The sequence below is a fragment of the Hydrogenophaga sp. genome (genome assembly GCF_051860785.1).
Lineage (GTDB): Bacteria > Pseudomonadota > Gammaproteobacteria > Burkholderiales > Burkholderiaceae_C > Hydrogenophaga.
In genome coordinates, this window is sequence record NZ_JBIMLB010000011.1 from 77,793 (window position 1) to 102,622 (window position 24,830).

The 24,830-nt window shown below is 65.3% G+C and carries 18 protein-coding genes; 8 read left to right on the forward strand and 10 right to left on the reverse strand.

All coding sequences use genetic code 11. The annotated features are described in order from the left end of the window. Nucleotides 1-51 precede the first annotated feature (51 nt). Nucleotides 52-1,056, reverse strand: coding sequence for a hypothetical protein (locus ACTIF6_RS15495; RefSeq protein ID WP_439588817.1), 1,005 nt, complete (start codon nt 1,054-1,056; stop codon nt 52-54). 74 nt (nt 1,057-1,130) lie between these two features. On the opposite strand from ACTIF6_RS15495, the gene ACTIF6_RS15500 reads away from it, so the two are divergent. Continuing rightward, complete coding sequence (locus ACTIF6_RS15500) at nt 1,131-3,545, forward strand: UvrD-helicase domain-containing protein (RefSeq protein ID WP_439588818.1); 2,415 nt, start codon at nt 1,131-1,133, stop codon at nt 3,543-3,545. Between the two features lie 3 nt (nt 3,546-3,548). On the opposite strand, the gene ACTIF6_RS15505 is transcribed toward ACTIF6_RS15500, so the two are convergent. Further along, nucleotides 3,549-5,693, reverse strand: a complete 2,145-nt coding sequence (locus ACTIF6_RS15505; RefSeq protein ID WP_439588819.1) for a PhoX family protein — start codon at nt 5,691-5,693, stop codon at nt 3,549-3,551. 225 nt (nt 5,694-5,918) lie between these two features. Here ACTIF6_RS15505 and ACTIF6_RS15510 point away from each other — a divergent pair, with 225 nt between their 5' ends. Then, entirely contained in the window at nt 5,919-8,168 is a 2,250-nt protein-coding gene (locus ACTIF6_RS15510; RefSeq protein ID WP_439588820.1) for a PhoX family protein, read from the forward strand. A gap of 15 nt (nt 8,169-8,183) precedes the next feature. Here the strand turns inward: ACTIF6_RS15510 and ACTIF6_RS15515 are convergent, their stop codons facing one another. The 4 genes from ACTIF6_RS15515 to ACTIF6_RS15530 are packed head-to-tail and all read right to left on the reverse strand — an operon-like array spanning nt 8,184 to nt 11,078. Then, nucleotides 8,184-8,936, reverse strand: coding sequence for an iron dicitrate transport regulator FecR (locus ACTIF6_RS15515; protein ID WP_439588821.1), 753 nt, complete (start codon nt 8,934-8,936; stop codon nt 8,184-8,186). An 11-nt stretch (nt 8,937-8,947) separates the two neighbouring features. Further along, nucleotides 8,948-9,739 (reverse strand): BPSS1780 family membrane protein, encoded by a 792-nt coding sequence (locus ACTIF6_RS15520; RefSeq protein WP_439588822.1) that lies wholly within the window; start codon nt 9,737-9,739, stop codon nt 8,948-8,950. Beyond that, the gene (locus ACTIF6_RS15525; protein ID WP_439588823.1) at nt 9,736-10,743 is read right to left on the reverse strand and encodes a homoserine kinase; all 1,008 of its coding nucleotides are present in this window, start codon (nt 10,741-10,743) and stop codon (nt 9,736-9,738) included. The genes ACTIF6_RS15520 and ACTIF6_RS15525 overlap by 4 nt, the downstream gene beginning before the upstream one ends. 11 nt (nt 10,744-10,754) lie before the next feature. Continuing rightward, the gene (locus tag ACTIF6_RS15530) at nt 10,755-11,078 is read right to left on the reverse strand and encodes a hypothetical protein (protein ID WP_439588824.1); all 324 of its coding nucleotides are present in this window, start codon (nt 11,076-11,078) and stop codon (nt 10,755-10,757) included. A gap of 115 nt (nt 11,079-11,193) precedes the next feature. Between ACTIF6_RS15530 and polA the strand changes: the two genes are divergently transcribed. The 3 genes from polA (at nt 11,194) to ACTIF6_RS15545 (ending at nt 15,858) form a co-directional block, all read left to right on the forward strand. Next, nucleotides 11,194-14,007 (forward strand): DNA polymerase I, encoded by a 2,814-nt coding sequence (polA, locus tag ACTIF6_RS15535; RefSeq protein WP_439588825.1) that lies wholly within the window; start codon nt 11,194-11,196, stop codon nt 14,005-14,007. 74 nt (nt 14,008-14,081) lie between these two features. Then, nucleotides 14,082-14,981, forward strand: coding sequence for a dienelactone hydrolase family protein (locus ACTIF6_RS15540; RefSeq protein WP_439588826.1), 900 nt, complete (start codon nt 14,082-14,084; stop codon nt 14,979-14,981). A gap of 82 nt (nt 14,982-15,063) precedes the next feature. After that, the gene (locus tag ACTIF6_RS15545) at nt 15,064-15,858 is read left to right on the forward strand and encodes a ZIP family metal transporter (protein ID WP_439588827.1); all 795 of its coding nucleotides are present in this window, start codon (nt 15,064-15,066) and stop codon (nt 15,856-15,858) included. Here ACTIF6_RS15545 and ACTIF6_RS15550 read toward each other — a convergent pair. The 4 genes from ACTIF6_RS15550 to ACTIF6_RS15565 are packed head-to-tail and all read right to left on the reverse strand — an operon-like array spanning nt 15,850 to nt 21,469. Further along, the gene (locus tag ACTIF6_RS15550) at nt 15,850-18,420 is read right to left on the reverse strand and encodes a PAS domain S-box protein (protein ID WP_439588828.1); all 2,571 of its coding nucleotides are present in this window, start codon (nt 18,418-18,420) and stop codon (nt 15,850-15,852) included. The genes ACTIF6_RS15545 and ACTIF6_RS15550 overlap by 9 nt on opposite strands. A gap of 22 nt (nt 18,421-18,442) precedes the next feature. After that, on the reverse strand, nt 18,443-19,300 hold the full coding sequence (locus tag ACTIF6_RS15555) for a sulfurtransferase (RefSeq protein ID WP_439588829.1): 858 nt from the start codon (nt 19,298-19,300) through the stop codon (nt 18,443-18,445). A gap of 27 nt (nt 19,301-19,327) precedes the next feature. Then, complete coding sequence (locus tag ACTIF6_RS15560) at nt 19,328-20,218, reverse strand: DMT family transporter (protein ID WP_439588830.1); 891 nt, start codon at nt 20,216-20,218, stop codon at nt 19,328-19,330. Between the two features lie 45 nt (nt 20,219-20,263). Continuing rightward, nucleotides 20,264-21,469 (reverse strand): aromatic ring-hydroxylating oxygenase subunit alpha, encoded by a 1,206-nt coding sequence (locus tag ACTIF6_RS15565; protein ID WP_439588831.1) that lies wholly within the window; start codon nt 21,467-21,469, stop codon nt 20,264-20,266. Between the two features lie 217 nt (nt 21,470-21,686). On the opposite strand from ACTIF6_RS15565, the gene ACTIF6_RS15570 reads away from it, so the two are divergent. From ACTIF6_RS15570 to dxs, 3 genes are read left to right on the forward strand one after another with little or no spacing between them, the layout of a single operon-like run. Further along, complete coding sequence (locus ACTIF6_RS15570) at nt 21,687-21,941, forward strand: exodeoxyribonuclease VII small subunit (RefSeq protein WP_439588832.1); 255 nt, start codon at nt 21,687-21,689, stop codon at nt 21,939-21,941. A 5-nt stretch (nt 21,942-21,946) separates the two neighbouring features. After that, nucleotides 21,947-22,843, forward strand: coding sequence for a polyprenyl synthetase family protein (locus ACTIF6_RS15575; RefSeq protein ID WP_439588904.1), 897 nt, complete (start codon nt 21,947-21,949; stop codon nt 22,841-22,843). 45 nt (nt 22,844-22,888) lie between these two features. Next, complete coding sequence (gene dxs, locus ACTIF6_RS15580) at nt 22,889-24,784, forward strand: 1-deoxy-D-xylulose-5-phosphate synthase (RefSeq protein ID WP_439588905.1); 1,896 nt, start codon at nt 22,889-22,891, stop codon at nt 24,782-24,784. Nucleotides 24,785-24,830: the final 46 nt, after the last annotated feature.

Below are 24,830 nucleotides of genomic sequence, written 5' to 3' on the forward strand. Positions count from 1 at the left end.
AACATGCACATGTCCCTATGCAGGTCATACGAACTTTCGCATGACCGTGTCTCAGAGCCTGCGGGGCTGATTCCCCTGGCAAAGCGAACGCGCGAACTCGCCGGTCTCGCGGCGGTAGGCTGCCGCCTGGGCCTCGTTGTTGAACATGCGCTGCGCGTGCAAGGGCCAGTAGGCAGCTTCCCGGCCCATGATGCGCATGTAGCGCTCGCGGTTGCTGGTGACGCTGTGATCGGTTCCCGCATCCAGTGCCAGCGGAAACAGCGCCGTGGCGATCAGCTCGCGCGGCCAGCGTTGCAGGAAAGCCTGGAAGGAGGGCATGGGAGCGGGCGGCGCGAGCTTCTGCAACAGCGACTCGTAGTCCGGGTAGGTCGGCGTATCGCTCACGTCAACGGTCTCGAACTGAGCACCTTTCAAACCCTCGTTGGCTTGCAGGATGTCGAGCAGGCTGCCTTCCAGGGTGCCCGGGTGGGGCGTCGCCTCGATGCCCTTGAGGCGGTCCGCGCTGTTTTCCATGCCGTACAAGGGGCGCAGCGATCCCTGGGCGTAGCTTAGTTGCGGGTCGGTCCAGGGCGATGCAGCCACGCTGTCTGGGGTGAATTTTTCCGGCTCTGCCAGCAGGATGGACATGGTCTGTACCTGCGCCAGGTTTTCGCGCGAACCCAGTGGCAGGCCCGCGAGCACGGCAGCGGCCTTGGGCGCGAGTTGTGGATCGCTCAGGTAGGGGCCGATGGCGGCCACGATCTCCAGTCGCGAATGGCGGCGAGCGAACCGCCAGGCCGTCCAGTTCAGATCGATTTCCCAGAACGGGCCGAAGCGTTCCGTGGGCGCTCCAACGCGCTGCCGTTCCCAGCGTTCGTGACGCTTGAAGCCTTCGTAAACCGGGTTGGGCAGCGCCAGGAATTCGGTCCGGATGCGGCAGATCGCCGCCATGGGCGTTTCATCCGCCGCCAACGGGGTGGGTGCAACGAAATCGTGTCGCCAGTCGCGCAGAGACGGCCACGCCAGAAAGCCAATCCCGATCAGCAGCAACAGGCCCAGCACTCGCAGGATCTTCATGAAAGCCTCTTCATGTCCCTTCGGTGTGCGCATTGTGCCTCGCAACGCGTCGCCGGCTTCCTACAATCGAACGCATGCCGTTTGAAGAACCATCGCAAGCCAGCTTGCTCCCGTCCCCGTTGCTCACGGGCCTCAATGCCGAACAGGCCGCCGCCGTCACCCTGCCGGCCGAACACGCGCTGATCCTGGCGGGCGCCGGCTCGGGCAAGACCCGTGTGCTGACCACGCGCATTGCCTGGCTGATGCAGAACGGCCATGTGTCCCCCGGTGGCATCCTGGCCGTGACCTTCACCAACAAGGCCGCCAGGGAAATGATGACCCGCCTCTCGGCCATGCTGCCAGTGAACGTGCGTGGCATGTGGATCGGCACTTTCCATGGGCTGTGCAACCGTTTCCTGCGTGCGCACCACAAGATCGCCAACCTGCCTGCCACGTTCCAGATCCTGGATACGCAGGACCAGCTCTCGGCCATCAAGCGCCTGTGCAAGCAGTTCAACGTGGACGACGAGCGCTTTCCGCCCAAGCAGGTTCAGTACTTCATCAGCGGCTGCAAGGAAGACGGCCAACGCCCGCGCGACGTCGTTGCGAAAGATGAAGAGACGCGCAAGAAGTTGGAGCTGTACGGCCTCTACGAAGAACAATGCCAGCGCGAGGGCGTGGTCGACTTTGGTGAACTCATGCTGCGCAGCTTCGAAGTGCTGCGCGACAACGATCCGATCCGTGAGCACTACCAGCGGCGCTTCCGCCACATCCTGATCGACGAGTTCCAGGACACCAACCGCCTGCAATACGCGTGGATCAAGATGTTCAGCGCACCGCCGCTTGAAGGCCTCACGCCGTCGGGCAACGCCGTGTTCGCCGTGGGCGACGATGACCAGAGCATCTACGCCTTCCGAGGCGCGCGCGTGGGCAACATGGCCGATTTCGTGCGTGAGTTCCACGTGCGCCACCAGATCAAGCTGGAACAGAACTACCGCAGCGCCAGCAACATCCTGGACTCTGCCAACCAGCTCATCAGCCACAACACGCACCGCCTGGGCAAGAACCTGCGCACCGATGCGGGCGCGGGCGAGCCTGTGCGCGTGTATGAAGCCACCAGCGACTTTGCCGAGGCGCAGTGGATGGTGGACGAGATGAAACAGCTCGCGCGCGAAGACGTGCCGCGCAGCGAGATGGCCGTGCTCTACCGCAGCAACGCACAAAGCCGAGTGGTGGAAACCGCCTTGTTCAATGCCTCCATGCCTTACCGTGTGTATGGCGGGCTGCGCTTCTTCGAACGCGCCGAGATCAAGCATGCACTGGCCTACCTGCGCCTGCTGGAGAACCGGCACGACGACACCAGCTTCCTGCGCGTGGTGAACTTCCCGCCGCGCGGCATCGGCGCGCGCAGCATTGAACAGTTGCAGGACGTGGCGCGTGCGTCCGGGTGTTCGCTGCACGACGCGGTGAGTGCCGTCACGGGGCGTGCGGGCGTGGCCATCGGTGCCTTCGTGGCCAAGCTCGACGTCGTGCGTGAGCGGACCGAAGGCAGCACGCTGCGCGAGATCATCGAACTGGTGCTCGAACACAGCGGGCTCATCGAGCACTACCGTGCGGAGCGCGAAGGGCAGGACCGCGTGGAGAACCTGGAGGAACTGGTGAACGCGGCCGAGAGCTTCGTGAGCATCGAAGGCTTTGGCCGAGATGCAGTGGCCTTGCCCGTCGACGAACTGGGCAAACCGTTGACGCAGAGCCCGGTGAGCCAGGGGCTGGATCCGGCCCTGCCGGTGATCAACGAACCCCTGGCGCCCGACGCCGAAACCGGCGAAACCCTCAGCCCGCTCGCCGCTTTCCTCACGCATGCGGCCCTGGAGTCCGGCGACAACCAGGCCCAGGCCGGGCAGGATGCGGTGCAGCTCATGACGGTGCACGCCGCCAAGGGGCTGGAGTTCGACTGCGTGTTCATCACCGGCATGGAGGAAGGCCTGTTCCCGCACGAAAATTCCATGAGCGACCGGGCGAGCCTGGAAGAGGAGCGCCGCCTGATGTACGTGGCGATCACGCGTGCGAGGAAGCGCCTCTACCTCAGCCATTCACAGACGCGCATGCTGCATGGTCAGACGCGTTACAACCTCAAGAGCCGCTTCTTCGACGAACTGCCCGAAGCCTGCCTGAAGTGGCTCACGCCACCGCAGCCGGCCTGGGGCGCGGGGGGGGGCACATGGCAGAACGGACGCCGGGGCTTCGGCGCCGCTCCGGTTCTGCAACCTTCGTGGTCACCCGGTTTCAACGACAAGGGCGATCCCAAAGGCCTGGGACAGAAAGCGCCCGAACCCGATCGCGGCACCGACATCCACGCCGGCCTCGCCGTGTTCCACAACAAGTTCGGTGAAGGCAAGGTGCTGGCGGTGGAGGGCGCAGGGGACGATGCGCGCGCCCAGGTCAGTTTCACGCGACATGGTACGAAGTGGCTGGCCTTGAGCGTGGCCAAGCTCACCCCGATCACCTGACCATCAGGTACCGATCACGCCCCCGTCGTTCTTCGTGATCACGATGGTGGCCGAGCGCGGGCGTTTGCCCGCGCCGTAGCCCGCATTCGAAGGCCACTGGCTCTCGAATTTCGTCACGTCGTTCACATCCACCATCTTCGTGTTTTCGCCTGCGTGCTGGATGTTCACGAAGATGGCGCGGCCGTCGGGCGTTTCGGTGATGCCGGTGATCTCCGCGCCCTTGGGGCCGACCAGGAACCGTTTGAGCGTGGCCGGCGTCTGGGGCTTGCCCACATGGGTGATGACCTGCCTGTCGCCATAGGCCAGGGTCTTGCTGGTGCCGTCGCCGCGCTGGCCGGGCAGTGCGGCCAGCAGCATGCAGTTGGTGTTGTCGGTGTAGGCGCTGTCGTCGGTCTGGATCCAGCACACGCCGGTGGCCTTGCTGAACACCAGGCCATCGGGCGATGACAGGTCGTTGTCGTCGGTGAGGTTCGAGAGGTTCACGCTGGCCTTGTCGGCGTCGGCCTCGGAGGCGAACAGGTAGATGTCCCACTGAAACGCCGCATCGGCGGGCGACTTCTCGGCCAGGCGCACGATGTGGCCGTGCACGTTGCCCTTCTGTTCCTTGCCAGCCTTGAGGTCGGTGTACGAGCGCGGGTTGGCGCTGTCCACGTTGGCCGCGGTGCGCGCGCTGTTGTTGGTGAGGGTGATGTAGACCTCACCGTTCCTCGGGTTCACACCGCCCCACTCGGGGCGGTCCATGCGCGTGGCGCCCACCGCATCGGCGGCGAGCCGGGTGAAGATGACCACATCGGCTTCGCCCTTGAATTCGAAGTAGGAACTGTTGGCGATCACCGGGTTGTTCATGGAGAGCTCCAGCCACTCGCCGGTGCCGTCTTCCTTGAAGCGCGCAACGAAGAGCGTGCCCTTGTCGAGGTATTTGTCGCCGGCGGCCAGACGGTTGGCGGGCCGGGCGTCGGCCGGATCCCATCTGGCGGCCGAGACGAACTTGTAGATGTACTCGCCGCGTGCGTCGTCACCCATGTAGGCCACCACCGGCCGGCCTGCGCTTACGCGCGCGAAAGTCGCGTTCTCGTGGCCCATGCGGCCGAGTGCGGTGCGCTTGCGCAACGCCGTGGTCTTATCGTAGGGATCGATCTCGACGATGTAGCCAAACGTGTTCATCTCGTTGCGAAAGTCGTCCTTCGCGCTCGCGCCCACCGCGCTGTTGTTCCAGCGCGCGTAGGTGTCGGCATTGCCGCTGCTGTTTCCAGTTTCCCAGCCGTGGCGGCTGGCCGCACCGGCCCTGCGGCCATAGCGGTTGAGGGCCTGCACCTGCTTGTCCTTCTTGCGTGCGTCGTCGTCCTTTGCGTCGCGGAAGAAGTAGCCGAACCAGTTCTCCTCGCCCGAGATGAAGGTGCCCCACGGCGTGCGACCCGTGCCGCAGTTGTTGAGCGTGCCGCGCGCCTGCGTGCCGTCGGGGCTGTACTTCGTCACCAGGTGCTCGCTGCCGCGCGCGGGGCCGTGGATGGTCACCGGCGTCATCGTCGTCACGCGGCGGTTGAACGCCGAGCCCGGCTTCGTGGCCCAGGCCTTGCCGTCGCTCTGAACTTCAACCACCGACAGCCCGTGAATCATGAGCTCCTTGTCGATCTCGGCCGCCGGACGGGGCAGGGTGGACGTGCCGCCATTGGCGTGGATGAAGAAGGAGCTGAGCTTCTCGTCGGTGGTGGCTTCGTGGTTCATCGCCAGCAGGCCGCGCGATGCGAAGCTGTCCGAAGGCTGCCCGGTGGCGTCCAGGCCAAACCACTCGATCCCATCGTGGTGATCGCCCGCGCGGTTGCCGAAGTCGGCGTCGTTGCCGTCGTTCCGATAGGCCGGCGTGCTGGCGGTGAGCGGGTCACCGAGCGCGTAGATGACGCGCGCGGTGTAGCCAACTGGTACGGTGACCTGGTCGGCGGTGGTCTTGGCCACGGCGGTGAAGCCGAGGGCGTGAACCGGCGAGGCCGGGCCCGATGCCGTGGCGCAACCTCCCAGGGCGGCGGCGCCGCCGAGGGCGGCCGTACCGCGCAGCAGGCCACGGCGGCTCAGGCGAGCCTGAAGCACGCTGTCGAATGCGGGGTTGTGGCTGGCGTTGGAATCTTCGTTGTTGAATTGAGCGTGGGTCATGTGATGTCCTGGTGGTGACGGAGCCACCGGGAAGCATGTGCAAGCTGTGTGAAAAGTGTGTGACAGGCGAAGAGGTGACTTGTTTCCAGCGGATGGTGGTGAATGTGACAAGGTGATGTCGAAGCGGCTTGCTTGGGTACGGGTGGGGGTTTCCATCCGATTCACGGAAACGTCATGCGCGCTCGGGACACTGCGCAGGTCTTTCAACCACCCACGCAAACCAACATGTCCCACCATTCCGACGACGCTTTCAACGATTCGCCCAACGAACACTTCCAGGATGTGCTGGAACGCAGCAGCCAGACACCGCTGAACCGCCGCAATCTCATTCGTGGTGGTATCGGCCTGGCTGCGCTCTCCAGCATTCCTTTCCTGTCGGCCTGCGGTGGTGGCGGTGACGATGCACCTGCGCCCACGCCCGGCGCACCGTCTGCCCGGGCGCTCGGCTTCGGTGCGATCGACAAAAGCCTGCTCGACAACGTGATCCTGCCCGCCGGCTACACCTACAGCGTGCTGCACGCCACCGGCGATCGTCTGGTCTCCAGCATTCCGGCCTACACCAACCTGGGCACCGAGACCGACGAGTGGACGATGCGCGTGGGCGATCACCACGACGGCATGGACCTGTTCTACGTCAATGGCAGCGGCCGCTACTCGACCACGGACACCGGCCGCGCCGTGCTCGTCGTCAACCACGAAAGCTCGGCCGACGCTCATTTCTTCCACGCCAACGGCCAGACCACCAACGGCGTTTCGGGCAAGAAGTTCAGTCAGTTCGACAGCTGGGATCTTGGCGTGCGGCCCGAGTTGGAAGTGCTCAAGGAAATCAACCACCACGGCGTGTCGGTGGTGGAAGTGGGCAAGAACGCCAGTGGCACCTGGGAATACAAACTTGACTCGCTCTACAACCGGCGCGTGACGGGCCAGTCGCCCATGCGCATCGCGGGCCCCGCTGCGCACCTGGCGGACATTCGCGCCCTGATGGTCACGGCGTTCGACAGCACGGGCGCTTCGTCGCGTGGCACGCTGAACAACTGCGGCCATGGCAAGACGCCCTGGGGCACCTACCTGGCCTGTGAGGAAAACTGGGCCGCTTACTTCTTCATGCCCGCCGGCTCGACCGACGTGGACGCCCGCACCAAGACCTCGCGCCAGCGCTACGGCGTGATCCGCGCGCCGCATGCCGCCGCCACCGCCGGCTCGCAAGGCTGGTCCAACACGGCGACCGCCGGCACCGACAACCGTTTCGGCCGCTGGAACGTGTCGGCGCCCGGTGCTTCCGCCGCACAGGATTTCCGAAACGAACCCAACACCTTCGGTTTCAACGTCGAGATCGATCCGCTGACCAGCGGCACGCCGGCCAAGCGCGTGGCCATGGGCCGATTTGCGCACGAAGCCGCCATCTGCGGCCTGCCGGTGGTGGGCCAGCCCCTGGCCTTCTACATGGGCTGCGACTCGCGCAACGAGTACATCTACAAGTTCGTCTCCACCGCCGTGTGGAGCGCGAGCGATGTGGGCGGTGGCCTGGCCGCTGGTGACAAGTACCTTAATGAAGGCCGCCTGTATGTGGCGAAGTTCAACGACAACGGCACCGGCGAGTGGCTGGAGCTCAATATCGCCAACCCGCTGATCAGCGGCTACGCCACCTACGTGTTCGCCAACCAGGCCGACGTGCTGGTCAACGCCCGCCACGCCGCCGATGCGGTGGGTGCCACCAAGATGGACCGCCCGGAGTGGGGCGCGGTGAATCCCGCCAACGGCGAGATCTACTTCACCATGACCAACAGCAACAATGCCAACCGTCCGGTGACCGGCACCAACGCGGCCAACCCTCGTTCGTACACCGACAACGATGGCCGTGGCCAGGTCGGCGGCAACCCCAATGGTCACATCATCCGTTTCAAGGAAACAGCGAATGCCTCGACCGCGACCACCTTTGCCTGGGACATCTTCCTGTTTGGTGCGGAAGCGGATGCGGGTGCCAACATCAACCTCTCCGGCCTGACCGCGAAGAACGATTTTTCTTCGCCCGATGGCCTGTGGTTCAGCAAGGCCACAGGCATCTGCTGGATCCAGACCGATGACGGCGCTTACACCGACCAGAGCAACTGCATGTTGCTGGCGGCCATCCCGGGTTCCGTGGGCGACGGTGGTGCGATCGCGGTGAACAACACCGTGGCGGGCGTCAGCGCCACACAAGGCACCTTCATCGGTGCCGCGCTGGGCGAGGCCCGGCTGCGCCGGTTCCTGGTGTCACCGCGTGGCGCCGAAGTCACCGGCATCACCGAGTCGGCCGATGGCCGCGCGATCTTCGTGAACATCCAGCACCCGGGAGAGGGCACGCCCGCACTGGGCGCCGGGCCGTTTGCCTTCGAGAGCCAGTGGCCGGGCAACCAGGGCTACGCACCGGCCGGCCGCCCGCGCTCGGCGACCATCGTGATCACCCGCATCGATGGGGGCGTGATCGGCCTGTGAGTTGCGGCGCGCGCCTCAGCGCGGCGCTGCAGGATGGGCTTCCGGCGGGCGCTGCTCCATGTAGCCGCGCCCGTCCTTCACGCCGGTCTGGCCGACGATCTGCCAGGCCGTGCGCTGACCGATCAGGCGGGCGAGGAACTCCAGTTCTTCATCGGTGTGGTTGAGTGCCGGCGCCGGCGTGAGGAAACGCCCGCCGCGTGGTTGCACCTCGCCCCAGAACGACTGGTGATAGCTGGACACGGATACCGCCTTGTTGCCATTCGACTCCATGTCGACCGTGCCATAGCAGTTGCAGAAATAGCTGCGCCCACCCTGGTCGGCCATGATCTCGGTGTACACCCCGGTACCCCGGATGCCCGCGGTGAGCGTGGGGGTGACGATGCTGCGGTTGCTGCCCCGTCCGAACGCGCTCACCACGGCGCCGGAGGCCAGGCGCAGAAGGCTTGCTGTGTTCAGCGTCGCGCCGCGCTCCACGCGCAGGCGCGAGTTCTGCCGCACGTGGAAGGCGGCGTTGCCGATCAGAAAGACCAGCCGCGAGGCCGGGCCGGTGAGGATGTCGTCACCAGTCTGCACCGTCTGTTGCGGCACCATGCGCTGACCGTTGAGCATCACGTCGCCCACGAATTCCACCACGTTGCTGCGCTGTTGCGCCAGGGCCGCAGGCAGCCCGCCTGCCAGCACCCAAGCGGCCGCGGCCTTGATCGTGTCGCGCCGCTGGAACCACAGGATCTCGTCTTCGCTTCGGCCTTGCAGGTGGTGCTGGCTCATGCGTTTTCTCCTCAGGTGGCGTCGATGGGAGCGGAATCGCCTTCCGCCACAAAACTGTCACGGACACTGAAATAGATCGAGGTGTGGAACATGGAGGCCATGAGCAGCACCATGGGGTAGAGGATCAGGTTCAGCGCCTGCGTGCCGCCCAGCAGCGTGCCCAGCAGGCTCATGATCAGGCCGCCCAGCATGAAGACACCGACCCATCCGAAGAAATAGAGCAGCATGGCGCCCTTGTTGGACCAGCACGCCAGCAGGCTGAAGAACAGGCTCTTGAGCGGGCTCACCCCATGCCAGTGCACCAGCGCCGGTGCATGCCAGAAGGCCATGAGCAGCGGCAGATAGAGCACCATGGCGGCCCACAGGCCCTGGTTGGCAAACATGTTGCGGACCATCTCCGGCGAGACCTCGTCACCCGGCACATCGGCAGGTACCGGAACGTCCGTGGCGAACAGCGCGGACACGCCCAGCACCATCATCAGGCCACCGGCATACATCGCGCCGAGGATGAGCATCGAGCGGGTCTTGTCAGGACCGGCGCGAAACCCCGAGATCAGCAGCGAGGGCATGGGAAAGCGTCCCTGCGCGGCCTCTGCGCTGGCGGCCATGAGGCCGAGCGTGGCGGCAGGCACCAGCGCGAGCGAGATGGCGGTGCCCAGCACGGGCACCAGAGAAACGATCGACACCGTGGCCATGAACATGAAGAACAGGCCCGACATGGCCAGCGGCTGGCGGAAAAAGGTCTTCACGCCGAGCTTGACCCATTGCAGGCCGGTGCGGGCGGGGACGAGGTTGAGTTTCATGCGGGTTGGAGGGCGTCTTCGCGCAGCAGGGCCGACAGCGCCTGCGTATCGCGCACGCGCGCGCGCAGCACGCGTTCGAAATGGGTGGGGTCGTGGGGTTGCAGCAGCGCGGCCTCGCGCGGCAGATGCAGGTCCCAAAGGCGGGAAATCCAGAACCGCAAGGCACCGGCGCGCAGCAGCGCCGGCAACAGGCTGCGCTCAGCCGCACTCAAAGGGCGAACCGCCTGGTAGGCCGACAAGAAGGCGAGCGAACGTGGCGTGTCCAGCGAACCGTCGTGGTCCTCGTCGTGCAGCACGCACCAGTCGTTGAGGCAGACGGCAATGTCGAACAGGAATGTGTCGTGGCCAGCGAAATAGAAGTCGAAGAACCCCGTGAGCTCGCCATCTTCGAACATGGCGTTGTCACGGAACAGGTCGGCGTGTATGGGTCCGCGCGGCAGCGCGGCGTAGGCCGGGCTGCCGGCCACGTGGTTCTGGTAGGCCAGTTCCGAGCGGATCAGGTCGGCCTGCGGTGCACTCAGGAAAGGCAGCACCACCGGCACGGTCTCATTCCACCAGGGCAGGCCGCGCAGGTTGGGCTGGCTCATGGGGAAATCGCGCCCGGCCAGGTGCATGCGCGCCAGCATGTTGCCCACGGCCTCGCACTGCGTCACGCCGGGCGCCAGGTCGCTGCGGCCGCGCAGCTTGTCCACCACCGCTGTGGGCTTGCCTTGCAAGGTGTGCAGGATCTCGCCTTTCGCATTGCCCGCCGGTGCAGGCACCGGGATGCCACGTTCGGCCAGGAACTTCATGAAATGCAGGTAGAACGGCAACTGTTCGAACCCGAGGCGTTCGAACACGGTCAGCACATGCTCCAGCGTGGCGCCATCGCGCTCGCTGGTCACAAAATAGTTGGTGTTTTCAATGCCGCCCTGGATGCCGCGAAGCTCGGTCAGGTCGCCCAGACCAAGGGTGTGGAGGAGGGCGGCGGCATCGGAAAACGCGACTTCGGTGTAGACGGCCATGTCGCGGACGGTCAGAAGTTCAGGACGCGCCAGCTGCTGCGCCCGGCGTTGCCGGTGCGTTTGCCACTGGAGTCGGTCGAACCGCCTGCTTCCGGCTGGATCTGGTAGGCCGGAGCCCCATTTTTGGGCTGAACGTCGATGCTCTGCGTCTGTCCACCCACGCGCACTTCGTCGATGCGGGTCAGGCGGTCTTCATGCGTGATTCGCTCGATGCGGTCGCGCGGCGAACCGGGCTCGCGCGGCGCCTCCACGGGAGCCACCTGGGCCAAGGCGGTCAAAGTGGCGCACAGGCCGAAGGCCAGTGCGACGAAGGGGCGGCGGATGTTCGGGGTCATGCGGCATTGTAGGCAAGGCAGGTCAACTGCGCCGACGAAGGGATGCGGGCGGTTACCACTGGATACGCAACCGGTGCACGGCTGGATGTAGGGCGATCTCCGCCACAATCGCTCCATGTCCGAAGCCCAGACCCCCACCCAGAACCCCGCGCCCACGCTGCTGCTGGTCGACGGCTCCAGCTACCTCTACCGCGCCTTTCACGCCATGCCCGACCTTCGGGCCGTGCCGGGCGACCCGTCCAGCCCCGCCACCGGGGCGATCCGCGGCATGGTCAACATGATGCAGAAGCTGCGCAAGGACGTGCGCGCCGACTACGCCGCCTGCGTGTTCGATGCCAAGGGCCCCACGTTTCGCGACGCGCTCTACCCGGACTACAAGGCCAACCGGTCCCCCATGCCCGACGATCTGCGTGCGCAGATCGGCCCGATTCACGAAGTGGTAAAGCTGCTGGGCTGGAAGGTGCTGGACGTGCCCGGCGTGGAAGCCGACGACGTGATCGGCACGCTGGCCCACGTGGCTGCCCAGCAGGGCATCACCTGCATCATCTCCAGTGGCGACAAGGACCTGAGCCAGCTCGTCAACGAGCACATCACCGTGATCGACACCATGAACGACCGTCGCCGGGATATCGCTGGTGTGACGGCTGAATTCGGCGTGCCGCCCAGCCTGATGCTGGACTACCAGACGCTGGTCGGTGACCAGGTGGACAACGTGCCCGGCGTGCCCAAGGTGGGGCCGAAGACGGCCGTGAAATGGTTGCAGGAATACGGCTCGCTGGAGGCGCTGGTGGCGCGTGCCGGTGAAATCAAGGGCGTGGCGGGCGAGAACCTGCGCAACGCGCTCGACTGGCTGCCCAAGGGCCGTGAGCTGCTCACCATCAAGACCGATTGCGACCTGAAAGACTACATCGAGGGCTTGCCCTCGCTGGAGGCCATCTCCATCGGCGGGCAGGACACCGAGGCCCTCAAGGCGTTCAGCGAGAAGTACGGCTTCAAGGGTTTGGTGAAGGCGCTGGAGCAGCTCGAGGTGCCTCCCGAACTGATCGAGGAGCACAAGGCCCGCTCGGGCAACGCGGCGCCGGGCCTGTTCGACGAGCCCGACCTGAGCGGCACCACGCAGGCCACCAACCTGAAGTACGACACCATCCTGGACTGGGCGCTGTTCGACGACTGGCTGGCCCGGTTGCAGGCGGCAGAGCTCGTGGCCATCGACACCGAGACCACCTCGCTCGACGAAATGCGCGCGGAGATCGTGGGCATCAGTTTCAGCGTGACACCGGGCGAGGCGGCTTACATTCCGCTTCGCCATGCCGGTCCGGACGCACCGGTGCAACTGCCGTTCGATGACGTGCTCGCGCGGCTCAAACCCTGGCTGGAAGACGGCAGCCGCAAGAAGCTCGGCCAGCACGTGAAGTACGACCGCCATGTGTTCGCCAACCACGGCATCGAGGTGCAGGGCTATGCGCACGACACCATGCTGCAGAGCTACGTGCTGGAAGTGCACAAGCCGCACGGCCTGGCCAGCCTGGCCGAACGCCATCTGGGTCGTCAAGGCATCAACTACGAAGACCTGTGCGGCAAGGGTGCGCACCAGATTCCCTTTGCCCAGGTCGACGTGGCCCGGGCCGCTGAGTATTCGTGCGAGGACAGCGACCAGACGCTGGACGTTCATCGGGCCTTGTGGCCGAAGCTGGAAGCCGACGAGAAGCTGAAGTTCGTGTACGAGCTGGAGATGGCGAGCAGCGAGGCGCTTTACCGCATCGAGCGCAACGGCGTGCTGATCGACGCGCCCACGCTGGCCGCGCAGAGCCACGAACTGGGCCAGCGCATCGTGGCACTGGAGCAGGAGGCTTACGCCATCGCCGGCCAGCCGTTCAACCTCGCCAGCCCCAAGCAACTCGGCGAAATCTTCTTTGACAAACTGGGCCTTCCCGTCATCAAGAAAACCGCCACCGGCGCGCGCAGCACCGACGAAGAAGTGTTGGAAAAGCTGGCCGAAGACTACCCACTCCCTGCCAAGATCCTGGAGCATCGGGGCCTCTCCAAGCTCAAAGGCACCTACACCGACAAACTGGCCCAGCTCGCGCTGCCGCGCACCGGCCGCGTGCACACGCACTACGCTCAGGCCGTGGCAGTGACGGGGCGACTCTCCAGCAACGACCCCAACCTGCAGAACATCCCGATCCGCACGCCCGAAGGCCGCCGTGTGCGCGAGGCTTTCGTGGCGCCCCCCGGCCACGTGATCGCCAGCGCGGACTATTCGCAGATCGAGTTGCGCATCATGGCCCACATCAGCGGCGACGAAGCCTTGCTGCGCGCTTTCCACGAGGGCCTGGACGTGCACCGCGCCACGGCGGCAGAAGTGTTCGGCGTGGAGACGGTACAGGTCAGCAGTGAGCAGCGGCGCTATGCGAAGGTGATCAACTTCGGCCTGATCTACGGCATGAGCGCCTTCGGTCTGGCCAAGGCCCTGGCGATCGACAACACGGCGGCCAAGAACTACATCACTCGCTATTTCGAGCGATTCGAAGGTGTGAAGCGTTACATGGACGAAACGCGCCAGAGCGCCAAGGCCAACGGTTATGTCGAGACCGTATTCGGTCGACGCCTGTACCTGCCCGAAATCAACAGCCCCAACGGCCCGCGCCGCAGCGGCGCAGAACGCGCCGCGATCAACGCCCCCATGCAGGGCACTGCCGCCGACCTCATCAAGCTCAGCATGGTGGCGGTGCAGAAGACGCTTGACGAACAGCGCCGCGGCACGAAGATGATCATGCAGGTGCACGACGAACTGGTGTTCGAGGTCCCCGAGGGCGAGGTGGACTGGCTGAAGAGCGAGATTCCGCACCTCATGGCCGGCGTGGCAGCGCTGAAGGTGCCACTTCTTGCCGAGGTGGGCGTGGGGCCGAATTGGGACAAAGCGCATTGAGCATGGATGGCTTGAACTTTGGGCGGCGCACGGAGTCAGCCCACTTTCCCCACCCAGCTTAAGGAGACACGACGATGCTCGACGACCGACACGCCCAGGACCTGGATGCCCTGCTGCCTGGCCAGTCCACCGAAAGCGGTGCCACCCGCAGAACCGCTCTCAAAGCTGCGCTCGGCGTGGGTTACGCGGCCGCTGCCGCGCCTCTGATGGCCCAGACCGCGATCAACACACAAGCCGACGGCCTGACCGTGGGTGAAGTCATGATCGACGTGAATGGCTTCAAGATGCCCGCTTACCGCGCGGCGCCGGCCGGCAAGACCGGCCTGCCAGTGGTGCTGGTGCTTTCCGAGATTTTCGGCGTGCACGAGTACATCGCCGACACCACAAGGCGCTTCGCCAAGGCCGGCTACCTGGCCATCGCACCCGAGCTGTTCGTGCGCCAGGGCGATGCCCAGAGCTATGGCGAAATGGCCAAGTTGATCGCTGAGGTGGTTTCCAAGGTGCCCGACGCGCAGGTCATGGGCGACCTGGATGCCACCGTGAAGTGGGCGGCCGCCAACGGCGGCGATGCGCGCAAGCTCGGCGTCACCGGCTTCTGCTGGGGCGGGCGCCACGTCTGGCTGTACGCGGCGCACAACCCGGCAGTGAAAGCCGGTGTGGCCTGGTATGGCCGCCTCGTGGGCGACGCCACGCCCCTCAGTCCAAAGCACCCGGTGGATGTGGCTGCCACGCTCAACGGTCCGGTGCTGGGCCTGTATGGCGGTGCCGACACCGGCATCCCTCTTGACACGGTTGATAAGATGAAAACCGCCCTGGCCGCTGGTAACGCGGCGGCCAAGGCATCGACCTTCGTGGTCTACCCCGACGCTCCGCACGCCTTCCACGCCGACTACCGACCGACTTTCCGCAAGGAGCCGGCCGAGGATGGCTGGAAGAGGGCAGTGGCGTGGTTCAAGCAGCACGGCGTGGCCTGAAGACTCGCCTGCACCGTTGACCTCGGGGCCGCTGCAAGCGGCCCTTTTTCATGGCTGAATACTGACTGAATCGAGCAGAAACATGACCCTGATTGCGATCCTGATCGGCACCGTTGCCGCCGGCGTGGGCAGCGTCTGGCTGGCCGCCCTTCTGGGTTTTGCCATGATGGCCCGCTACACGCAGCACATGCTCAGTCTGGCGGCAGGCGCGCTCATGGCGACCGCCTTCATGCACCTGCTGCCCGAGGCTTTCGAGAGCGAGGCCAGTTCGCACGAACTGTTCGCCCTGTTGCTGGGTGGCCTGGTGTTCTTCTTCCTGCTCGACAAGGCCGAACTCTGGCACCACGGGCACGAACACCATCAGGAAGACCACGCCGGCCACCACGGTCATGGTCACCACCATCACCACCACCATGAACCCCGCTCGGGTGGCTGGACGGTGCTGGCCGGGGACAGCGTGCATGCTTTCGGTGACGGCATCCTGATTGCCTCGGCCTTCATGGCCGACATGCGGCTGGGTGTGATTGCCGCGCTGGCGGTCCTTGCCCATGAAGTACCTCACCACATGGGCGATCTGGTGGTGCTGCGGCAGACCTCGAGCACCACCCGGGCCGCACTCATCAAGGTGTCACTGGCCGGCACGGTGACCGCGCTCGGTGGCCTGATCGGGTACTTCCTGCTGACCCGGCTGGAGGACTACCTGCCCTATTTTCTGGTGGCTGCTTCCAGCAGCTTTGTCTATGTGGCGCTGGCGGACCTGATCCCGCAACTGCAGAAGCGCGTGGGCCTGCACGCCACCGTGGCGCAGATTGCCTGGCTTCTCGTGGGCATCGGGCTGGTCACTTTCGTCAGTGGCCTCGCCCATTCCTCACATTGAAGCGGGCGGGTCTCCAAAGGTGAAGGAGAAGAGGGCACCTTCGCCGGGTCTGCTCTCCCCCCGGATGGAGCCGCCGTGTCGTTCGATGATGCGGCGCACCGTGGCCAGGCCGATGCCGGTGCCCTCGAACTCGCTGGGCATGTGCAATCGCTGGAAAGGCTTGAAGAGCTTGTCGGCGTAGGCCATGTCGAAGCCCACGCCGTTGTCGCGCACAAAAAACAGCGCAGGCTGATCCCCTTGCGCGGGCAACCGGCCCCATTCGATCAAGGTCTGATCGCGCCGGCGGGTGTACTTGAACGCATTGGCGAACAGGTTTTCCAGCGCAATGCGCGCCAGGCGCGGATCGCAATGGGCCTGCAAGTCGGGCTCCACCCGGTATTCGATGTCGCGCTCGGGATGCTTCTGCCGTTCCTGCAGCAACACCTGGCTGGCCAGGGCGCTGAGGTCCACCGTCTGGCGCTCCAGGCGACCCTGGCTGACCCGTGCCAGCGCCAGCAAGTCGTTGATGAGCGAACTCATGCGGTTGGTGGAGTGCAGGACGCGATCGAGCAGCTCGCGCTCGTCCGCGCTCAGGCGCTCGCCCACCGCTTCGTCGAGCAAGCGCGTGAACCCGTCGATCGCGCGCAGTGGCGACTTGAGGTCGTGCGAGACGGAGTAGGCGAACGAGTCGAGCTCGGCGTTGAGGTTCTGCAGATCGGCGGTGCGCTCGCGCACACGCTGTTCCAGCGTCTCCCTGAACTGCTGGATCTCCCGGTCGCGGCGCAGCCGCACCAGCTCGGCATTGGCGCGGCTGGCGAAGATGGCGATCAACGCCTGGGTGTCCGAGCGGATTTCCACTTCGCGACCCCAGAGCGCGAAGATCACACCGATGGGAGTGCCGTCGGCATCGCGCAGGGCCTTGCCCAGGTAGGCCTGGCAGCCCGACGCAATCAGGCTGGTGGCTTGCGGGAACTGCTCGGCCAGCGCGTGGTCGCAGACCAGCATGTCCTGCTGGAGCAAGGTCTGGCCGCAAGGTGTGCCGTTGGGGTTGAAGCTGAAGTTGGAGGCGGCCTGCCCGTTCTGCTGAATCGCCAGTGTGCGCACGCGGCCGTCTTCTCGGCATTCGCCGATCACGACCATGTCCGCGCCCACGGTTTCCTCCAGGTGGCGCGTGAGGGCGCCGAAGAAGGCCTCACCGGTTTCCGCCGCCACGCCTCTGGCGACATTCAGGAGCAGGTTTTCCCGCTGCTTTTCTTCGGTGATGTTCACTGTGCACGACAGAATGCAGCGTTCGCCGTCCATTTCCACCAGCTCGGCCCATAGCCGGGTGTCCACCAGATGTCCGTCCTTGTGGCGCATGCGGGTGTCGTAGCCATCGACACGACCGTCGCGCAGAAGGCGCTCGACGAAGGCTTCGCGGTGCTGCGGTGTCAGCCAGGAGCCGATCTCCACCGAGGTCTTGCCCTTGAGGTCTCCTGGCACCAGGCCTTGAGCGCGATCCTCGGCCCGGTTGACCTCGATGAAAGAACCATCGGAGAGCCGCGTGATGGTCATGTTCAGAGGGCTGAAGTTGAAGGCCTTGGCAAACCGTTCCTCCGAGCGACGCAGCCGTTCGAGCATCTCGTTCTGGGCGCTCGCGTCCGAGATGGTGGTGATGATCAGCTTGTCTTCGCTGTCGTCGCCCATCTCGCTGGAGATCAGCGCATCGAACACACTGCCGTCGGCGCGCAGGCCGTGCGCCGCGTACTGCTCGGCCCGACGCCTGGCGAACAGGAAGGTCATGAACGCCTCACGCTCCTCCTGCGACGCCCAGAGAAAGCTGTCCTGACGTCCCAGTACCTGCGAGCGCTGGTAGCCGTAGCAACGTTCGAATGCGGGGTTCACGTCAAGGATCATTCCGGAGCGGGCCGACTGCGCCACCATTGGACTGGGGTTGGTTCGGAAGATGCGGGCGAAACGCTCGAGGTTGCGGTCGCGCTCCTGCTCGGTCTTCTTGCGGCGCTCCAGTTCCTCCATCTGCCGCTTGAGGGCTTCGCGTGCGCGAGTGCGGCTGTGGAAGACCATGATGGCCACGACCACCAGCGTTGCCGAATATGTGATCCAGACCCGCAGTCCGACTTCAAAATACGGCTGGTTGGGCAGCAGGCCCTGCGTCTCGGCCCAGGTGAGCACGCCCAGGGTCACCACACTGACCGAGAGCGTGGCAATGAGTGCCATGCGCCCGAGGAAAATGCCTGCACCCACGACCGCGCCCACGAACAGGAAGCCTACGGCAGTGCGCACCGAGCCGTAGGACAGCACGGAAAAAATGGCCGTTGCCAGGATGCCCGCCACGATCAGATGCGCCACGAAGTCCAGGTGCCCTTTGCGCACCATCCCGTAGCAGGCCCATGACACCAATGCCAGCAGGCCAGCCACCCAGGCCTCTCTTTGCTCCGGGGGGGCGAGCAGAAAGTCCATCACCATCACCAGCGTCGAGACGCCGCCGATCAGCAGCGTCAACAGGGCCAGTGTGGTTTTGCGGTCGTTGTCGCCGTGAAATTCTCGCGACGGGGGGTCCTGTGGTGACAAGCTGTTGGGCATGGTCGACGGGGCGGTGGCGGGCTTAGCCTTTGGCGCAGGGCATGCCTGGCGTGTTGCACCACTCGCTCCAACTGCCTGGGTAGAGCCGCGAGCGGCCCAGGCCTGCAATTTCCATGGCCAGCAGGTTGGGAATGGCGCTCACCCCGCTGCCGCAGTGATGGACCACGCTGGCGGGATCGCGCCCTCCCAGAAGTTGATCGAACTCGGCTCGCAAGGTCGCGGCTGGCTTGAAGCGGCCATCGGCTGTCACGCTTTGCACGAAGGGCCGGTTGAGTGCGCCGGGAATGTGCCCTGCCACCGGATCGAGTGGCTCGGTTTCGCCACGGAAGCGGGCCGGCGCGCGTGCATCGATGAGCGTGAGCCCCGGCCGCCCCAGCGCTTCCGCGATTTCGTGGGTGCTGGCAATGTGGGCCAGGGGCGGGTGCAATTCGAATCGTGCAGGCACAGGTGTTGGCGACGATCCGCTGGTCACGGCTCCATCGGCGGCTTTCCATGCGGGCAACCCGCCATCGAGCACCGCCACCGCTTCGTGGCCGCACCACTTCAGCATCCACCACAGGCGCCCGCAGTAGTTCGCTCCCTGCCGGTCGAGCACCACCACCTGCATGTCGTTGGAGATTCCCAGTTCACCCAGTCGCCGGGCGAAAGTCTCGCGAGATGGCAAAGGGTGGCGCCCACCGCTGGCGCGGTCGGAGCCGGTCTTGTCGCTCAGGTGGTGATCGAGGTGAACGTAGGTCGAACCCGGGATGTGTTCGTCTTCGAACTGGGCCGCGCCCGCGTCGGGGTTCATCAACTCGAAGCTGGCGTCCAGCACGCGCAAGGCTGTACCGCTGGCGATCAGTTGCTGAAGCTGGACGGGGGTGATCAGGGTCGTGTACATGCGCACATTGTGCGGTAGAGCCGGATTTCAGTGCTCTTCGGCGGGTGCATTGGGCATGGCCCGTGCACGCAGCACGGTCGCGGCGATGCCGCTGATCACGATGAGCGCCATCCCCAGCCAGCCGATCAAGGGCAGCTCGTCGCCGAAGAGGGTAATGCTGTAGAGCGCAGCAAACACGATACCCGAATACTGCAGATTGGCCACGACCATCGTGGCACCGCTGGAGTAGGCGCGTGTCATGCAGAGTTGCCCGAGAGCCGCAATCAGGCCGATGGGCAGAAGCCACAGCGCGCTCGGCCAGAACCAGGGGCTCGCACCCACGAACAGCATGCCCAGAGCGCCTGCGACGACAGCGCCGGCGGAGAAATAGAAGACCGTGCGGCTATCGGGCTCACCCGCGCGGGCGAGTGAGGCCACCTGCAGGTAGGCAAAGGCAGAAAACACGCCGGAGATCAGGCCAACGAAGGCTCCCATGATCTGGTCCTCGTTGAGCGTGGGCCGCAAGATCATGGCCACGCCAGCGAATCCAGCCAGGACCGTCAGAAACAGCGGACCCTGCTGGCGAACCGGAGCCCCGCGACCCTGTAGCAGCAAGGCGCCACCCAGGAGGAACGCAGCGATCCATACACTGCTCATGTAGTTCAAGGTCATGGCCGTGGCCAGCGGCAGATGCGCAATGGCGTAGAACCAGGCTGTGAGCGCGATCACGCCCACGACGCTGCGCCAGAAGTGCATCATGGGAACATGTGTGCGCAGCGAAACGCCTCGCGCACGCGTCACGCCGATCAGGAAGAACACGCCCACCAGACCACGATAGAACACGATCTCGAAGCTGTTGAAATGGGCGCCTGCAAACTTGATGCATACCGCCATGGTGGCGAACAGCAGTGAGGCCAGCAACATCCACAGGGCCTGCATGCTAGCGACCTCCGCGCACCGCGAGCAAGCGGCATTTGTCGAGAGTCACCGCGGAACTGGCTCCGCCAGGCCGCAGGTGACGCCCCCGCGGGGGGGTGACGCCGAAGGCGGCGCGGGGGGGTACATCTTCCTACGGTACCACTCGTGGAAGTGCTGCATGCCGTCTTCCATCGGGCTCTGATACGGTCCCACCTCGTTGTCCCCGCGCGCCAGCAGAGCCTTGCGGCCGGCGTCCATGCGCTCGGCAATCTCGTCGTCTTCCACGCAGGTTTCCATGTAGGCCGCGCGCTGCGCTTCGACGAACTCGCGCTCGAAAGCCGCAATCTCCTCGGGGTAGTAGAACTCCACCATGTTCAGGGTCTTGTCCACACTCACCGGATGCAGCGTGGAGACCGTCAGCACATGGGGATACCACTCCACCATGATGTGCGGGTAGTAGGTGAGCCAGATGGCACCGTGTTCGGGCATGGCACCCTGGCGGTAGTTCATGAGTTGCTCGTGCCAGTGCTGGTACACCGGGCTGCCCGCCTTGCCCAGCAGATTGGCTGCACCCACGGTCTGTACAGAGTACTCTGGCTTGAACTCCCAGCGCAGGTCTTCGCAGGTCACGAACCCGCCGAGGCCGGGGTGGAAGGGCGCCACGTGGTAGTCCTCCAGATAGACCTCGATGAACGTCTTCCAGTTGTAGTTGCACTCGTGCAGTTCCACGTGGTCGAGCACCATGCCTTCGAAGTCGAGTGCCGCACGTGGCCCCATGTTCGCCAGATCCCCCGCGATGTCGCGGCCGTTGTCTTCAAACAGCAGCCCGTTCCATTCGCGCAATGGGTATTGGTTGAGATTCAGGCAGGGGTCCTGCTCGAAGTGCGGCGCCCCCAGCAATTGCCCAGCGCGCTCGCCGCGCACACCGCTGTAGGTCCAGCGGTGCAGCGGGCAAACGATGTTGCCCCCGGCACTGCCGCTGCGGGTGTCGTTCAGGTTGCCCTTGCCCTGCAGCATCATGGCCTGGCGATGACGGCATACGTTGGAGACCAGTTCGACGCCCCTGGCCGTGTGCACCAGGGCGCGGCCACCACGTTCCTGCGGCAGCGTGTGGTAGTCCCCGACGTTGGGAACCGAGAGTTGGTGCCCCACGTACCGGGGCCCGCGCTGGAAGAGACTTTCCTTTTCGCGCTGGAACAGCGCCTCGCTGAAGTAGCTGGAAACCGGAAGTTGGCTTGCGGCCTGCTGCAGTTGAAGACTTAAATCAGACATCAGGGTCCTGACCTAGAGACTCCCCCTATGAAGGGGCAGGGTAAGCGCTGTGCTCGTCAGACGAATTCGCGCGGGATGGGTGGAGTGGTGCGTCCCTCCGGGCCTGGAGGCCCGTCAGTATGAAAAAAAGAGGCCGGATTGTACCCCGGGGGGCCACATCGCGTGCTGTGCATAGAATGTCGCTCGGCCGGCTCGCGGCCATCGACAATCCAATCCTATGACCACACGCCCCGCCGCCAGTTCCTCCCGCGCAACGGCATCCACCGTGCCTGTCAGTTACGAAGCGGCACTGGCGGAACTCGAACAACTCGTTTCACAACTGGACGCCGGGCAATTGCCGCTGGAACAGTTGCTCACTCACTACCAGCGCGGAGCAGAACTCCTGGCCTTTTGCCGCGCACGCCTTGACGCGGTGGAGAACCAGATCAAGGTGCTCGAAGGCGGTGAGCTCAAGCCATGGGACGCTGCTTGAACGCCGTGCTCAGCCATTCTCTGGATTTCGCCGCCTGGCGCCAGGCGAGGCAGGATGAGGTGGAGCAAGCCCTCTCCACCTGGGTGCCAGCCGATGCGCCCGCGGGCCTGGGAGAGGCGATGCGTTACGCGGTGCTCGACGGCGGCAAACGGCTGCGCCCCCTGCTGGTGCTTGCCACGAGCGACGCGGTAGGCGGCTTGCGCACTGCGGCGCTGCGTGCGGCTTGCTCGGTCGAACTCATTCATGCGTATTCGCTCGTGCACGACGACATGCCCTGTATGGACAACGATGTGCTGCGCCGGGGAAAACCCACGGTTCATGTGCGTTTTGGCGAGGCGCAAGCGCTGCTGGCGGGCGATGCCTTGCAGGCGCTGGCTTTCGAACTCCTGGTGCCCGGCGACGACAGCGTGCCGGCCGACATGGCTGCTTTGCTTTGCCGCTTGCTGGCGCAGGCCGCCGGTGCCACCGGCATGGCCGGCGGCCAGGCGGTCGATCTGGCCAGTGTGGGCATCTTGCTGGATCAGCCCGCGCTGGAGGCCATGCATCGGAAGAAGACCGGTGCCCTGCTCAAGGCCAGCGTGATCATGGGCGCGGCCACGGGCCGCGCTTCGCCCGAGGCGCTGGTGCAACTGGGCCGCTATGGTGCGGCCCTGGGCCTGGCCTTTCAGGTGGTGGACGACGTGCTGGATGTCATCGCCGACTCGGTCACCCTGGGAAAGACGGCCGGCAAGGACGCCGCCGCCGACAAACCCACTTTCGTCTCGTTGATGGGTCTGGCGCAGGCTCAGAGCTATGCCGAGCGCGTGCTCGACGAGGCCCACGCCGCGCTGGACCAGAGCGGCCTGGACGACACCGCCATCCTGCACGCATTGGCCGACTGGGTGGGCCGGCGTGCATACTGAGCCCTTGCTCAAGGCCCCCACGACATGACCCGAGCCAATTTGCCCATGAGTTCACTGCTGTCCACCATCGAGTCGCCGAAGGACGTGCGCCGCCTCACCCGCGCGCAGCTGCTTCCCCTGGCCGATGAGCTGCGCACATTCCTGCTCGAAAGCGTGGCCCGCACGGGCGGCCACCTCAGCTCCAATCTGGGGACGGTGGAACTCACCCTGGCCCTGCACTACGTTTTCGACACGCCGGAAGACCGGCTGGTGTGGGACGTGGGCCACCAGACCTATCCGCACAAGATCCTCACCGGTCGACGCGACCGCATGGGCACCCTGCGCCAACTGGGCGGCATCAGCGGATTCCCCCGCCGCGACGAAAGCGAGTACGACACCTTTGGCACCGCGCATTCGTCGACCAGCATCTCGGCCGCGCTGGGCATGGCGCTGGCCGCCAAGATCAAGGGCGAGAAGCGCAAGGCCGTGGCCATCATCGGCGATGGCGCCATGACGGCCGGCATGGCCTTCGAAGCCCTGAACAACGCGGGCGTGGCCGAAGGCCGCCTGCTCGTGGTGCTCAACGACAACGACATGTCGATCTCGCCACCGGTGGGTGCGCTCAACCGTTACCTGGCCCAGCTCATGAGCGGGCAGTTCTACGCGGCCGCCAAGAACGTCGGCAAGCAGGTGCTCAAGGGCGCGCCGCCGCTGTTCGAACTGGCCAAGCGGCTGGAAGAGCAGGCCAAGGGCATGGTGGTGCCCGCCACGCTGTTCGAGAAGTTCGGCTTCAACTACATCGGCCCGATCGACGGGCACGACCTCGATTCGCTCATTCCCACGCTGGAGAACATCCGCCACCTGCTCGACACCGACAGCGGGCCGCAGTTCCTGCACGTGGTCACGAAAAAGGGCCAGGGCTACAAGCTGGCGGAAGCCGATCCGGTCGCTTATCACGGCCCGGGCACCTTCGATCCCGCCGTGGGCTTGACCAAGCCCGCCACGCCACCCAAGACCACCTTCACGCAGGTGTTCGGTCAATGGCTTTGCGACATGGCTGCGGCCGACCCGCGCCTGGTCGGCATCACGCCTGCCATGCGCGAGGGTTCCGGCATGGTCGAATTCGAGCGCCGCTTCCCTGCGCGCTACTTCGATGTGGGCATCGCTGAACAGCATGCGGTCACCTTTGCCGCCGGTCTGGCCTGCGAAGGCCTCAAGCCCGTGGTGGCGATCTACTCCACTTTCCTGCAGCGTGGCTACGACCAGTTCATCCACGACGTGGCCCTGCAGAACCTGCCGGTGGTTTTCGCGCTTGACCGCGCTGGCCTGGTGGGCGCCGATGGCGCCACCCACGCCGGGGCTTACGACATCGCCTACCTGCGTTGCATTCCCAACATGGCCGTGGCCTGTCCGGCCGACGAGGCCGAGTGCCGCCAGTTGCTGAGCACCGCGTTCGAGCAGAACCATCCGGTGGCCGTGCGCTACCCGCGCGGCGCGGGTGCTGGCGTGGCACAGCCGAAGGACCTGACGGGATTGCCGTATGGCCGTGGCGAAGTGCGGCGCAAGGGCCGCGGCGTGGCCATCCTGGCCTTCGGCACCTTGCTTCACCCGGCGTTGGTGGCAGGCGAGAAGCTCGGGGCCAGCGTGGCCAACATGCGTTGGGCCAAGCCGCTCGACATCGAGTTGCTGCGTGAACTGGCGCAAACCCATGAAGCGCTCGTGACCGTGGAAGAGGGCTGCGTGCAAGGTGGCGCAGGCTCCGCGGTGCTGGAAGCATTGCAGGCCGAAGGGCTCATGCTGCCGGTGCTGCAGTTGGGCCTGCGCGACGAATTCATCGAGCACGGAGATCCGGCCAAGCTGCTGTCCTTGCAGGGACTGGATGCCGGCGGCATCGAAACCTCCATCCGTGCACGCTTCGAAGCGCTGCTTCAGGCGCCCTTGAACCTCAAGGTCGTGGGCTGACAAGCCCCTGGCCGAACGAGCGGCCAGAAAGCTTGCAGGAGGCTGA

What these genes read in the sequence shown, in the direction of transcription:
- ACTIF6_RS15495 (WP_439588817.1), bottom strand. Translation starts at nt 1,056, where the DNA reads ATGAAGATCCTGCGAGTGCTGGGCCTGTTGCTGCTGATCGGGATTGGC.
- ACTIF6_RS15500 (WP_439588818.1), top strand. Translation starts at nt 1,131, where the DNA reads ATGCCGTTTGAAGAACCATCGCAAGCCAGCTTGCTCCCGTCCCCGTTG.
- ACTIF6_RS15505 (WP_439588819.1), bottom strand. Translation starts at nt 5,693, where the DNA reads ATGACCCACGCTCAATTCAACAACGAAGATTCCAACGCCAGCCACAAC.
- ACTIF6_RS15510 (WP_439588820.1), top strand. Translation starts at nt 5,919, where the DNA reads ATGTCCCACCATTCCGACGACGCTTTCAACGATTCGCCCAACGAACAC.
- ACTIF6_RS15515 (WP_439588821.1), bottom strand. Translation starts at nt 8,936, where the DNA reads ATGAGCCAGCACCACCTGCAAGGCCGAAGCGAAGACGAGATCCTGTGG.
- ACTIF6_RS15520 (WP_439588822.1), bottom strand. Translation starts at nt 9,739, where the DNA reads ATGAAACTCAACCTCGTCCCCGCCCGCACCGGCCTGCAATGGGTCAAG.
- ACTIF6_RS15525 (WP_439588823.1), bottom strand. Translation starts at nt 10,743, where the DNA reads ATGGCCGTCTACACCGAAGTCGCGTTTTCCGATGCCGCCGCCCTCCTC.
- ACTIF6_RS15530 (WP_439588824.1), bottom strand. Translation starts at nt 11,078, where the DNA reads ATGACCCCGAACATCCGCCGCCCCTTCGTCGCACTGGCCTTCGGCCTG.
- polA (WP_439588825.1), top strand. Translation starts at nt 11,194, where the DNA reads ATGTCCGAAGCCCAGACCCCCACCCAGAACCCCGCGCCCACGCTGCTG.
- ACTIF6_RS15540 (WP_439588826.1), top strand. Translation starts at nt 14,082, where the DNA reads ATGCTCGACGACCGACACGCCCAGGACCTGGATGCCCTGCTGCCTGGC.
- ACTIF6_RS15545 (WP_439588827.1), top strand. Translation starts at nt 15,064, where the DNA reads ATGACCCTGATTGCGATCCTGATCGGCACCGTTGCCGCCGGCGTGGGC.
- ACTIF6_RS15550 (WP_439588828.1), bottom strand. Translation starts at nt 18,420, where the DNA reads ATGCCCAACAGCTTGTCACCACAGGACCCCCCGTCGCGAGAATTTCAC.
- ACTIF6_RS15555 (WP_439588829.1), bottom strand. Translation starts at nt 19,300, where the DNA reads ATGTACACGACCCTGATCACCCCCGTCCAGCTTCAGCAACTGATCGCC.
- ACTIF6_RS15560 (WP_439588830.1), bottom strand. Translation starts at nt 20,218, where the DNA reads ATGCAGGCCCTGTGGATGTTGCTGGCCTCACTGCTGTTCGCCACCATG.
- ACTIF6_RS15565 (WP_439588831.1), bottom strand. Translation starts at nt 21,469, where the DNA reads ATGTCTGATTTAAGTCTTCAACTGCAGCAGGCCGCAAGCCAACTTCCG.
- ACTIF6_RS15570 (WP_439588832.1), top strand. Translation starts at nt 21,687, where the DNA reads ATGACCACACGCCCCGCCGCCAGTTCCTCCCGCGCAACGGCATCCACC.
- dxs (WP_439588905.1), top strand. Translation starts at nt 22,889, where the DNA reads ATGAGTTCACTGCTGTCCACCATCGAGTCGCCGAAGGACGTGCGCCGC.